The sequence below is a fragment of the Rhodopseudomonas sp. B29 genome, assembly GCF_000333455.1.
Classification (GTDB): Bacteria; Pseudomonadota; Alphaproteobacteria; order Rhizobiales; family Xanthobacteraceae; genus Rhodopseudomonas.
In genome coordinates this window covers 1-12,331 of the sequence record NZ_BADD01000445.1, presented here as the reverse complement: position 1 = coordinate 12,331, position 12,331 = coordinate 1, and the positions used below count along the sequence as shown (strand labels likewise).

The following is a 12,331-nucleotide window of genomic DNA, read 5'->3' as shown; positions in this document are numbered from 1 at the left end:
GATGTCGGCGTCGCTGTACAGTGCATCCGAAACGATGGCTTCGTTGGGATTGATCCGCGCCAGCGTCGCCGACAATTCGTTCGCGGCGCATTCGGTGACGCTGAATTCGCCGGTCGAGATGTCGATCCAGGCGAGACCGAGGCGATCGGCACCGGCCGAGCCACGGCTGCGGGCCAGCGCCAGCAGGTAGTTGTTAGCGCGGGCGTCGAGCAGCGTGTCTTCGGTCAGCGTGCCGGGCGTGATCAGCCGCACCACGTCGCGCCGCACCACGCTCTTGCGGGCGCGCGCCGCCGCCGGGTCCTCGGTCTGCTCGCACACCGCGACGCGGTGACCGAGCGCAATCAGCCGGTGCAGATAGTCGTCGGAGCGCTCGACCGGCACGCCGCACATCGGGATGTCGGCGCCGAGATGCTTGCCGCGTTTGGTCAGCGTGATGCCGAGCGCGCGCGAGGCGATCTCGGCGTCCTCGAAGAACAGCTCGTAGAAATCGCCCATCCGGTAGAACAGCAGCAGGCCCGGATTGGCCGCCTTGATCTCGTGATACTGCTCCATCATCGGCGACATCTTCGCCGCGGCCTCGGGGGGCGCAGCGGGCTCGGCGGGCGGGGTGATGTCGGGCCGGATGGTCATGGCCGATGTCTAGCAAATTTCGCCTGCGGCACTCTACCGGGCCGCTCCATTCATGCACGGTTTCCGCATACGGTTGTGCGTTCCACGTGCATTGACCGGCTCGGGCTTGCTTCCTACAAACCGGCTTCAATTCCGGCATCAACCCGGACCAAATTTCAGGGAGAGAACCATGGCCGACGTGTTCATCTGCGACGCTGTGCGCACCCCGATCGGCCGGTTCGGCGGCTCGCTCGCCAAGGTCCGTGCCGACGACCTCGCCGCGGTTCCGATCAAGGCGCTGATGGCGAAGCATCCCGACATGGACTGGAGCGCGGTCGACGAGGTGTTCTTCGGCTGCGCCAACCAGGCCGGCGAGGACAACCGCAACGTCGCCCGCATGGCGGCGCTGCTGGCGGGCCTCCCCGACTCCGTTCCCGGCCAGACCCTCAACCGTCTCTGCGCCTCCGGCCTCGACGCGGTCGGCGCGGCGGGCCGGGCCATCCGCGGCGGCGAAATTGATCTGGCGATCGCGGGCGGCGTCGAATCGATGACGCGGGCGCCGTTCGTCCAGGGCAAGGCAACCGAGGCGTTTTCGCGCTCGGCCGAAATCTTCGACACCACCATCGGCTGGCGCTTCATCAACCCGCTGATGAAGCAGCAATACGGCGTCGACTCGATGCCGGAGACGGGCGAAAACGTCGCCGAGGAGTTCCAAGTCTCCCGCGCCGACCAGGACGCCTTCGCGATCCGCAGCCAGCAGCGCGCCGGCGCTGCGATCGCGGCCGGCTATTTCGCCGACGAGATCACCCCGGTGACGGTGCCGGGCGGCAAGGCCGGGCCGATCACCGTCGACAAGGACGAGCATCCGCGTCCCGAGACCACGCTCGAAGGTCTCGCCAAGCTGAAGCCGATCGTGCGCAATCCCGGCACGGTGACGGCCGGTAACGCCTCGGGCGTCAATGACGGCGCCGCGGCGCTGCTGATCGCGTCGGCTGCGGCCGTCAAGAAGTACGGCCTGACGCCGCGCGGCAAGATCCTGGGCCTAGCGTCTGCCGCGGTGCCGCCGCGCATCATGGGCATCGGCCCGGTGCCCGCCACCCGCAAACTGATGGAGCGGCTCGGGCTCAAGATCAGCGACTTTGATCTGATAGAGCTCAACGAAGCCTTCGCGTCTCAAGGCATCGCTTGCATGCGCCAGCTCGGCGTCAAGGACGACGCCGACTTCGTTAATCCGCACGGCGGCGCCATCGCGCTCGGCCACCCGCTCGGCATGAGCGGCGCACGCTTGGCGCTGACGGCGGTGCACGGCATGGAGAAGCGCGGCGGCAAGCTGGCGCTCGCCACGATGTGCGTGGGCGTCGGGCAAGGCGTCGCGATGGCGATCGAGAAGGTGAACTAAGCGGCCGTCTTTGTCGGAGGTCCCGTAGGGTGGGCAAAGGCGCGGAGCGCCGTGCCCACGCGGGTGCATCACGTGGGCACGCTTCGCTTTGCCCACCCTACAAATACGTCACTCCATCACGGCCGGATGCTCGTCCCCGCCGGGCTTCGTCGCCATCGCCCGCAGGGCGTTCTTGGACGAGCCGATGATCAGCGCCATCGGCACCGCGCACATCGTCACGATCATGATCAGCTGATAATCGAGGCTGAATGAAATGATCGTAGCCTGCAGGGTCACGATGCCGTCCATCATCGCCTTGCCGGCATCGGTAGCCAGATTGATGGCGCCGGCGACGTTCGGCATCTGCAGCGCGGAGTTGAACGGGTTGATGTGCTCGACCAGCACGGAATGCGCCATCGTGGTGTTCGAGGTCAGCCGGGCGATGACGATCGAGATGCCGACCGAGCTGGCGACGTTGCGCAGCAGCGTCAGCATCGCGGTGCCGTCGGTCCGCAAATGGCCGGGTAGCGTCAGAAACGCCACCGTCGACAGGGGCACGAACACCAGGCCGAGGCCGAAGCCCTGGGCGACGCTGACGATGATGAATTCCGGCACGCCAGTCTGATCGGTCCAGCGCGAGATGAAGTACATCGTCACGGTGAGCAGCGTCATGCCGGACATGATCAGCGTTCGCGCTTCGATGTAACGCATGATACGCCCGACCAGCATCATCGCCACGAACGTGCCCGAGCCACGAGTCGCGAGCAGCAGGCCGGCGGTGAGAATCGGATAGCCGACGACGTTCTGCAGATAGGGCGACGACAGCGACATCGTCGAATACAACACCAGTCCCATCACGCACATGAAGATCGCGCCGCCGATGAAGTTCTTATCCTTGAAGATGGCGAACTGGATGAAGGGCCGTGACGTCGTGAACGAGTGGGCGAAGAAGTAATAGAAGCCGATCACCGAGACGATCGACTCGATGATGATTTCCTTGGATTCGAACCAGTCGAGCTGTTCGCCGCGGTCGAGCGCGAGCTGCATCGAACCGATGCCGATGGCGAGCGCTGCGAAGCCGAACCAGTCGAACTTCATCTCGCTGTTGAGTTCGGTCTCGTCCATGAACACCATCAGCCCCGCCACCGTGATGATGCCGAACGGCAAATTGACGAAGAACACCCAGTGCCACGAATAGGTCTCGGTGAGCCAGGCGCCGAGCGACGGCCCCATGATCGGACCGAGCATCACGCCCATGCCCCAGATCGACATCGCCTTGGCGCGCTCGTGCAGCGCGTACATGTCGAGCATCACGGTCTGCGACAGCGGCACCAAAGCGGCGCCGAATACACCCTGCAGAAGCCGGAACAGCACCATCTGGGTGATGTCCTGGGCGAGGCCGCACATCACCGAGGCGGCGGTGAAGCCGGCCGCGCACAGGATGAAGATGCGCTTGCGTCCGAACCGGTTGGCGATGAAGCCGACCGGCGCCGTCATGATGGCGGCAGCGACGATGTAGGAGGTCAGCACCCAGTTGACCTGGTCCTGCGATGCCGACAGCGAACCCTGCATGTAGGGCAGCGCGACGTTGGCGATCGTTGTGTCGAGCGCCTGCATGATCGTCGCCGTCATGGCGCAGATCGTCACCATGGTCCGGCGCATGCCGGGGACCGCGTGGGGAGACGCTGCGCCGCTCATGACTTTACTGCTGCTCCGGCTGGGCCGAGGCGCTGGACAGACCGAACAGTCCGGCGAGCGAGCGGGTGTGGTGAGTGTCGATCGACACGGTGACGCTCATGCCGGCCTTCAGCTTCTTCACCATCGGATCGTTGTCGTCGAAGTAGATCCGCACCGGGACGCGCTGCACCACCTTGACGAAATTGCCGGTGGCATTCTGCGCCGGCAGCACCGAAAACTGCGCGCCGGTGCCTGGCGACAGCGAGCCTATCTTCGCTTTGAACTGATGATCCGGGAAGGCGTCGACATCGACATCGACGTCCTGACCGACCGCCACATAGGTGAAGTCGCTTTCCTTCGGATTGGCGTCGACCCAAGGCTTGGAGGTGTCGATCACGCTGAACACCGGCGTGCCGGCGGTGACGAAGCGGCCGAGCTGAATGGCATCGACCTGCGTGGCGGTGCCGCGCATCGGCGCCCGCACGGTGGAGAGATCGAGATTGCGCTGGGCATCAGCGAGCGCCGCTTTGGCCTGCGCATAGGCCGGAAACTGATCGACCGGCAGATCGGGATTGCCCTGAAGCTGATTGAGCGCCTGCTGCTGCTGCTGCTTGGCGAGTTCGAGCTGCGCCTTGGCGGTGACCAGCGCGGCGTTGGAATTATCCAGATCGAGCTGCGAGCCGGACTGGCTCTTGGCCAGCGTCATCTTGCGCTCGACGTCACGCTGTTTGAGGTCGATGCCGGCGTTGAGCAGCTGGATGGTGTCGCCGAAGATCTTCACGTTGGCGCGCAGGTTTTCGTACGACGTCTTGGCATCAGCGAGTTTGGCCGCGGCCTGCTGCTGCGCCAGGCGATACGGCACCGGGTCGATCTGGAACAGCACGTCGCCGGGGGCGACGATCTGGCCTTCCTTCACCGAAATGCTGACGATCTTGCCGCCGACGTCCGGCGTGATCAGCACCTTCTGGGCGCCCACATAGGCGTCGTCGGTCGACACGTAGCGGCCGCCCGACAGATAAAAGGCGATGCCGCCGATCAGCGCGATGATCGGCAGGACGACGAGCAACAGCGTCCGGCGATTGCGTCGCCAGACGCCGGAAATTCCTCGCGGCTGCTGTTGCAAAGGCGTCGTGGGTTCGGACGGCGCCTTCTGCTCGGGCGCCAACTTCACGACCGGATCAGCCATAGCGCTGCTCTTTTCTGGCCGGCTCGCCGCTGCATTGTTGGATGGCACTGCGGAGGTTCTCCTTGATGATCTGCATCTGCGCGACGAGGCGCTGCGCGTCCGGCGGACTGATGCCGGAAAGCGCCGTCGCGGTGATTTCGGATTTGAGGCCGGCCAATTGATCGAGCAGTGGGAGCGCCGCCTTCTGCAGATGCAGCCGCTTGACGCGGCGATCGCTGTCGTCGCTGCGCCGCTCGATCCAGCCCGCGTCGCACAGCCGGTCGATCAGCCGCGTCAGAGTGATTGGCTGCATCTCCATCTGCTCGGCAATCTCGGACTGCTTGACGCCCTCACAGCGGGCGACTTTTGCGAGCACGGCCCATTGGGCGCGCGTGATGCCGTGCCGCGCCGCCTGCCTGTCCGCATAGGCGCGGAGCAGCCGCTGCACCTCGGCGAAGACAAACATGAAGTCGTGATCCACGGAGTGGGTCATGGTGGGCGTCATCTCCCTGAGCTCCCATAAAATAAGCTAGCTTATGATTTTGTCAGTACTCGGGTGCGCATGTGGCCACGGCAGTCGCGCATGGCTCGCAACACCGCACCTCCGAGGCGCGACAAGGGCGTTAATCCGTCCTAAACTGTACGAACTGGGTCACCTTGGACGGACCGATGACCGCACTGAAGCCGACATTCCCCGCGCCTGATCATGATCACGACCGCTGCACCGCGGACGGCATCGATCATGCCGAACGGGTCTGCGCCGGCCGAGCCCAAAATCTGACTCCGATCCGCCGCGAGGTTTTGCGAGTACTGCTGTCGAGCCACCGGCCGCTCGGCGCCTACGAGGTAATCGACGAGCTGGCGCGAAAGATGCCGCGGCCGGCGCCGATCACCGTCTACCGCGCGCTCGATTTCCTGATGCAAAACGGCCTGGTCCACCGGATCGAGAGCCGCAATGCCTTCCTGGCTTGCGGACAGGACCATAACGACGCGTCGGCCGTGGCCTTTCTGATCTGCGAATGCTGCGGCTCTGTCGGCGAAATCCCGGCCGCCGAGGTGGCCCAGAGCCTCAACGAGGCGGCGCGCCAGACCGGCTTCACGCCGAAGATTTCGGTGGTCGAGATCACCGGCGTCTGCGGGCATTGCCAAGCCGGCTGACGGGGTCTACGCCTTTTCAACTCAGGGAGGAGCGGCGCGCCGAGTGCGCACGCCCACGACAACACGGCGCCAAGCCGGAGGCACGATGACGTCTGATTTCCGGATTCAGTCCTTTGTCCAAATCTCAGATTGCAGCGGGCTCGCCCGGCGGTGAGCACCCAGGCCCGTTCATTGACCATCGGCGCGATGGCGCTGATGCTGCTGTGCTGCTTCTCCTGGGGCTTCAACCAGATCGCCGTGAAACTGGTGTTGCCTGAGGTCCCGCCCTTCCTGCAGGCGGCGATCCGCTCCTCCGGGGCCATCGTCGTCATCGTGGCAATTGCGCTGGCGCGCGGCGTCAAACTGTTCGAGCGCGACGGCACGCTGTGGGCCGGGATCGTTGCAGGGATCCTGTTCGGCCTCGAATTTGTTCTGATTTACAAAGGCTTGCTTCTGACCACGGCGTCGCGCGCGGTGGTCTTTCTGTATGTGGCGCCGTTCGTGGTGGCGCTCGGCTCCTATCAGTTCCTGGGTGAGCGACTGCGCCTGGTACAATGGGCCGGGCTGGCCCTGAGCTTTGTCGGCGTCGCGGTTGCGATCGGCGTGCCGCAGCCCAACGTCGACGCCAAGGTCATGCTTGGCGACCTGATGCAGGTCGGCGGCGGTATACTGTGGGCGGCCACCACGTTGCTGGTCAAAGCCACTCGCCTCGGCAAGGCGCCAGCTGAAAAAGTGCTTGGATATCAGGTCGCTACCTCGGTGCCGATCCTGTTCGCGGCCGCCTTCCTGTCGGGCGAGACTATCGCCCACACGCCCGGCCCTTTGTCGCTCGCCCTGATGGCGTATCAGATGTTCTGGGTGGTCGGACTGACGTTCCTGATCTGGTTCGGCTTGGTGAAGACCTATTCGGCCAGCAAATTGTCGTCATTCACCTTCATGACCCCTTTGTTCGGGGTAGCGGCGGGCTATCTGATCATGCACGACCCGCTGACTCCCGCGTTCGGCATTGCCGCGCTGCTGGTGATCGCCGGACTCTATCTGGTCAACCGGCCGGCCAAAGTTCCTGCGCCGATTGATCCATTGATGACTGTCACCAAAACCTGATATTCGGACCGCCATGAACAAGCTCGAAAATCCGCTGCTGGACGACGTCGCCGGACCGGCGCCGCGGCACCAAACCACGCAAGTCATGGTCGGCAACGTCGCGGTCGGCGGCGGCGCCCCGATCGTCGTGCAGTCGATGACCAACACCGACACGGCGGACGTCGAGGGCACCATCAGGCAGGTCGCCGCTCTGGCCCGCGCCGGCTCCGAGATGGTCCGCATCACCGTGGACCGAGAAGAGGCCGCCGCTGCTGTCCCGCATATCCGCGACGGCCTGCGCAAGCTCGGCCTGACGACGCCGCTGATCGGCGACTTCCATTATATCGGCCACAAGCTGCTCGCCGACTATCCGGCCTGCGCCGAGGCGCTCGACAAGTACCGGATCAATCCCGGCAATGTCGGCTTCAAGAACAAGCGCGACAGCCAGTTCACCGACATCGTCGAGATCGCGCTGAAGAACAACAAGGCGGTCCGCATCGGCGCCAATTGGGGCTCGCTCGACCAGGAGCTGCTTACCAAGCTGATGGACGAGAACGCCGCCTCGGCCAATCCGCGCGACGTCCGCGCCGTCACCCGCGAGGCGATGGTGCAGTCGGCGCTGCTCTCGGCCAAGCGCGCCGAAGAGATCGGCCTGCCGAAGAACAAGATGATCCTGTCCGCCAAGGTCTCGGCGGTGCAGGACCTGATCGCGGTGTATCAGGATCTCGCCGCGCGCTCAGACTACGCCATCCACCTCGGCCTCACCGAAGCCGGTATGGGCAGCAAGGGCATCGTCGCTTCGTCGGCCGCGCTCGGCATCCTGCTACAGCAGGGCATCGGCGACACCATCCGGATTTCGCTGACGCCCGAGCCCGGCGGCGATCGCACCAAGGAAGTGCAGGTCGCGCAGGAATTGCTGCAGACCATGGGCTTCCGCACCTTCGTGCCGCTCGTCGCGGCCTGCCCGGGCTGCGGCCGCACCACCTCGACCACGTTCCAGGAGCTGGCGCGCTCGATCCAGGACTTCATCCGCGACGAGATGCCGACTTGGCGCAGCCAGTATCCGGGCGTCGAGAACCTCAACGTCGCGGTGATGGGCTGCATCGTCAACGGGCCCGGCGAAAGCAAGCACGCCAATATCGGCATCTCGCTGCCCGGCACCGGCGAAACCCCGGCCGCCCCTGTGTTCGTCGACGGCGAGAAATTCCGCACCCTGCGCGGCGAGAACATCGCGGCCGACTTCAAGGCGCTGGTGATCGACTACATCGAACAGCGCTACGCGCCGACGCCGAGGCCCGGCGCTGCGCAGATGGTGCCGGCGGCGGAGTAGTCCGCCCGCTTTCGCCTTTGGCCGCGCGGCGCACCATGCTCCGACCGGCCTCAACGCTTGACGGCGCGCCCCGCCGATGGCGCGCCGGCGGCTTCGATGCGCCTCACCGTCTCGACCAATTGGCCGCGCAACTGCGGCCAACTCTGCGACAGTCCGAGATTATCCGGCCCGAAGGCGCCGGGCAGCATCTCCGAGATGCGGGCTTCCTCGATATGCTCGAGGTCGCCGCTGCACGAAAACACCACCGGATCGGTCCGCGCGATCTGGCCGGCCTCGAAGATGAGCTGGCGGCAACGTCCGCACGGCGTCACCACCTGTGTGACGTCAGGCGGCGTGCTGAACCTGAAGCCGACCACCGCGATCGCCTCGATGTCGTAATCGCCGGCGCTGTTGGCAGCCGTAATCGCCGCGACCTCCGCGCACATGCCGAGCCCATAAGCAGCGTTTTCCAGATTGGCACCGTGATAGAGGCGCTTGCTCCGGGTCCGCACCGCGGAGCCGACCGCGAAGCCCGAATAGGGCGCATAGGCATTGACCGAACTGCGGCGCGCGGTCTCGATCAACAGCCGGTCGGCCTCGCCGAGCTCCTCGAAATTTTGTCGCCGCATCGCCGCTCCTTGTGGTCGTTCAAAGCCATAACTCACTCAGGTTCCGGAAGACATTCCGCCCGAGCCCTTCAGCCGGGGCCGAACATCGCCGCCGCGAGCACCGCGGTCGCCAGAAGCATGGCAACCAAGGTCAGCGACCAGCCCAGCAGATAGTAATGCGTACGGTCGTCGACCACCTCGGCCAACCGCTTGGCTTCGCTCGTGAAGTCGTAAACCTCGCCCGTCTTACGGACGTGCCCGAGAAATTTCCAGCTCACCCTCACCACCAGGAAGCAAAGAAACATCGACAGCATGACGAGCGCAAACATGAACTGAGCGACGGTGAACTGGCCCGTTGTGAAATTGAGCGGATTTTTGTCCGCACGCGCAGCCGCGAAGAAGAACAGCAAAATGGTGATGAACGCGCCGTTGACCCGCATCAGGCCGTTGGCCTTGCCGTCGAGGATGTTGAGGATCGAATACAGCCAGGTGATCTGCTCCTTAATGGCCGCATTGCTTTTGTCGTGGAGACTGAGGCCCTTCGCAATCACTTCAGCGCCGCGATCTGGTCCGAAGAATGGAAAATCATGATGCATCGCCAAACCTCCATTTTGAAATGGGAGCGAGCATAGCGCCGAGATATGACGCTGCGCTACAAGATCGATGAATGTGTTCGGGTCGTCGATGCTGGTTGCGCTGACGAAGCAATGTTTCAAGGCCCGGAGCGGCAGCTCTGCCGCGGTTACTTTCGCAGCCGCCGCGACGCCGGGTAGTTGGTGACTTTCGGCACCCGGCCTTCGCGCAGCGCCTGCTGCATACCGCGCCAATACTCTGCCTGCATCAGCTCGGGATGGGCCTCGCGGAAGGCGCGGCGCAGATGCGGGTCGTCGATGCGCAGACCTTCCAGCATGTCGGACGGGCGAAATACCACGCCGTCCTCGAACTCGGCGATCGGTTCGTCGTCGCCCCGCACCTTGACGGCGGTCAGCGGCTCGACCGCGTCGTAGTCGAACAGATAGACCTTGCGGATGCGGCTGACGCCGTAGTTGCGGCCGTCGAGATCCTTGTTGAAGATGTCGGCCGCGGCGTTGTTCTTGATGCAGTCGCCGAGATTGATCACCGCGGCGCGGGCGTCGACCTGCTTGGCGGTCGACAGATACAAAGGCAGCGGCGTCAGCTTGATCTGCACGATCAGATGCCTGAACACCAGCGCGCCGCGCTCCAGGATCACGGTCTCGACGCCCGATTCCAGAAGCTCGTCGAGCAGATCTGGCGCGAACATCGAGCGCTCGAGACGGACGTTGGAATAGAGAATGTTGTCGAGCATCGAGCCGGCGCGGTCGATCTCGTGGACGAGATTGTACTTGCGCAGCACCTCGTCGAGCCCGTCGAAATAATCGAACTTGTAGTCGTCGGTCGGATGATCGCGGATGATCTTCAGCACATAGGCCGACGACGGCATCGTGAAGGCGATCGCCACCGTTCCCTTGAACCCCGGTGCGGTCGCGAGCTTCTCTTTGGTCTTCTTGTGCTCGGCCAGGATCTCGCTCATCACCGCGACCTTGCCGAGGTGATGGAAGCCGATGCAGCTATATTGCGTGCCGAGCGGTCGCTTCGGCATCAGTTCGTACAGCAGCCGCGCCAGCTCGTGATAGCGCGGATTGGTGGCGTGGTAATTCGCCAGCGTCGACGAGAACGCGAATTGCAACTCGTCGGAATCGGTCAGCACCGCATCGACCACGAGGCCGTCGTCCTCGTTGAGGATGGCGATCAGCAGCGGCAGCCAGCGCAGCGGCATGTCGCCGCGTTCGCGCAGCCGGATGCGGCCGACCAGACAGGCGCCGCGATTGCGGAAGAACCCGCTGTCGGCGATCTCGATCTTGGCGGGCTCACCGTCGCGCGGAGCGAAAGGCTCGAGCGCGGCATTGATCGCCTGCGCGGCCAGCACTGCGTCGCCGTACTGATCGCGCCAACGGCCGTTGAAGCCGGCGCCATCCAGGATGCTGCTGACCGCCTCTGCGGTGATCGGCAGAGTCGTCGTGAACGTCTTGAGAATGCCGGACGCAGCGGCAGGGCCGCGCCCGGTGCCGGTCTCGTAGGACACCGGGCGCCATTCGTCCGCGACCAGCTTGCGGCGCAGAGACTGCCAGAATGCAAAGGCAAAGTCGGCCTCGTAGCGGCCCTCGATCGCTGCCGACAGCTCGGCACCGGCGCTGCGCCACAGCGCTTCATCGGCCGCGAGCTCCGGCAGGCCGGACTTCAAGAGCGGTACCAGCTGATCGATCGACGTCGTATAAAGGCCGATACGGATCTTCGACAACCTCACCGTGGTGGCCCAGTCGCGCGCCTCGAACGCCGTCTTGGCGAGCGCCGGAATCCGCCGCGACACCGCGTAGTAATTGTCGAACGCCGACAGCACCACGCGCGCCAGCAGCCGCGCCTGATCGTCCGGATCTTCGGTGCGAAACAGTGCGTCGAGCAGATCGAAATCCGGCTCTGCGACCGCGGTGAGGCGGTCGATGCCGGACGTGGTGGCGGGTGAGGTGAGGTCGGTGGCGGTCATAGCAGCGGCGTGAAGCGCGGCCAAGCCGCGCATGGGAATGTCGGGTCGATCTAACAATCATCCTGCGTCTGCTCCCATGGCGGTGTGATCTGCCGCAAAAGCGCCGCCAGCCTGGCGCGAAACGATCGCAGCTCCCGCAACTTGTCGCAGGCGCAGCAAAGGAGGGACTGATGAAGCCATATGTCGTGTGCCTGATGGCATCGAGCCTCGACGGCAAGACGCTGCACAGCCGCTGGCGGCCGAAGGGCGCGGGCGGCGATCTGTTCGAACAGGTGCACGACGAGATTGCCGGTGACGCCTGGCTGATCGGCCGGACCACCGGCTCGGAATTCGCCAAGGGCCAGCCCTATCCGCAGACCAGCAGCGAGAGTTTTCCGCGCGAGCCGCATGTCGTCCGCAAGGATGCGGCCGCCTACGGGGTCGTTCTTGATGCCCGCGGCAAGATCGGCTGGAGCCGGGCCGATATCGGCGGCGATCCTATCGTGGTGGTGCTGACCGAACAGGTCGCCGATTCACACCTCGCCGGGCTGCGGCGAGAGGGTGTGTCCTACATCTTCGCCGGCAAGACCGAGCTCGACCTCGAGCTGGCGCTGGAAATTCTCAACCGTGAGCTCGGCGTCGAGCGCCTGCTGCTGGAAGGCGGCGGCACCACCAACGGCGCCTTCCTGCGTGCCGGGCTGGTCGACGAGCTCAATCTGATCCTGTGTCCAGCAATCGACGGCAGCCGCGGCGCACCATCGGTGTTCGATTCGCGTGAGGACGAGGGCGACGTCCGCGCCCCGGTGAGGGCATGAGCCTGAAG

The 12,331-nt window shown here is 64.7% G+C and carries 11 protein-coding genes and 1 pseudogene; 5 read left to right on the top strand and 7 right to left on the bottom strand.

Features of this window, described 5'->3' with window-relative positions:
- Nucleotides 1–630: pseudogene (locus I5M_RS30935) on the bottom strand (DNA mismatch repair protein MutS); the annotation flags it as partial.
- 169 nt (nt 631–799) lie between these two features.
- On the opposite strand from I5M_RS30935, the gene pcaF reads away from it, so the two are divergent.
- Entirely contained in the window at nt 800–2,008 is a 1,209-nt protein-coding gene (gene pcaF / locus I5M_RS15890) for a 3-oxoadipyl-CoA thiolase (protein ID WP_022722299.1), read from the top strand.
- 108 nt (nt 2,009–2,116) lie between these two features.
- On the opposite strand, the gene I5M_RS15885 is transcribed toward pcaF, so the two are convergent.
- From I5M_RS15885 to I5M_RS15875, 3 genes are read right to left on the bottom strand one after another with little or no spacing between them, the layout of a single operon-like run.
- Nucleotides 2,117–3,685, bottom strand: a complete 1,569-nt coding sequence (locus I5M_RS15885) for an MDR family MFS transporter (protein ID WP_031336597.1) — start codon at nt 3,683–3,685, stop codon at nt 2,117–2,119.
- A 4-nt stretch (nt 3,686–3,689) separates the two neighbouring features.
- The gene (locus tag I5M_RS15880; protein WP_022722297.1) at nt 3,690–4,850 is read right to left on the bottom strand and encodes an HlyD family secretion protein; all 1,161 of its coding nucleotides are present in this window, start codon (nt 4,848–4,850) and stop codon (nt 3,690–3,692) included.
- Entirely contained in the window at nt 4,843–5,322 is a 480-nt protein-coding gene (locus I5M_RS15875) for a MarR family transcriptional regulator (protein WP_031336596.1), read from the bottom strand. The genes I5M_RS15880 and I5M_RS15875 overlap by 8 nt, the downstream gene beginning before the upstream one ends.
- A gap of 176 nt (nt 5,323–5,498) precedes the next feature.
- Here I5M_RS15875 and I5M_RS15870 point away from each other — a divergent pair, with 176 nt between their 5' ends.
- The 3 genes from I5M_RS15870 to ispG all read left to right on the top strand — a co-directional run bounded on the left by I5M_RS15870 (nt 5,499) and on the right by ispG (nt 8,379).
- On the top strand, nt 5,499–5,987 hold the full coding sequence (locus I5M_RS15870; protein WP_031336594.1) for a Fur family transcriptional regulator: 489 nt from the start codon (nt 5,499–5,501) through the stop codon (nt 5,985–5,987).
- 186 nt (nt 5,988–6,173) lie between these two features.
- Nucleotides 6,174–7,070: a DMT family transporter gene (locus tag I5M_RS15865; RefSeq protein WP_051048773.1), complete on the top strand. Its 897-nt coding sequence runs from the start codon at nt 6,174–6,176 to the stop codon at nt 7,068–7,070.
- Nucleotides 7,071–7,083: 13 nt separating this feature from the next.
- Nucleotides 7,084–8,379, top strand: a complete 1,296-nt coding sequence (gene ispG, locus I5M_RS15860; protein ID WP_022722293.1) for a flavodoxin-dependent (E)-4-hydroxy-3-methylbut-2-enyl-diphosphate synthase — start codon at nt 7,084–7,086, stop codon at nt 8,377–8,379.
- Nucleotides 8,380–8,429: 50 nt separating this feature from the next.
- On the opposite strand, the gene I5M_RS15855 is transcribed toward ispG, so the two are convergent.
- From I5M_RS15855 to aceK, 3 genes are all read right to left on the bottom strand, one after another.
- Entirely contained in the window at nt 8,430–8,987 is a 558-nt protein-coding gene (locus I5M_RS15855; RefSeq protein ID WP_022722292.1) for a cytidine deaminase, read from the bottom strand.
- A 68-nt stretch (nt 8,988–9,055) separates the two neighbouring features.
- Nucleotides 9,056–9,682, bottom strand: a complete 627-nt coding sequence (locus I5M_RS15850; protein WP_148287886.1) for a hypothetical protein — start codon at nt 9,680–9,682, stop codon at nt 9,056–9,058.
- Nucleotides 9,683–9,708: 26 nt separating this feature from the next.
- Entirely contained in the window at nt 9,709–11,529 is a 1,821-nt protein-coding gene (aceK, locus tag I5M_RS15845) for a bifunctional isocitrate dehydrogenase kinase/phosphatase (protein WP_031336590.1), read from the bottom strand.
- Between the two features lie 170 nt (nt 11,530–11,699).
- Here aceK and I5M_RS15840 point away from each other — a divergent pair, with 170 nt between their 5' ends.
- Entirely contained in the window at nt 11,700–12,323 is a 624-nt protein-coding gene (locus I5M_RS15840; protein ID WP_022722289.1) for a RibD family protein, read from the top strand.
- Nucleotides 12,324–12,331 lie beyond the last annotated feature (8 nt).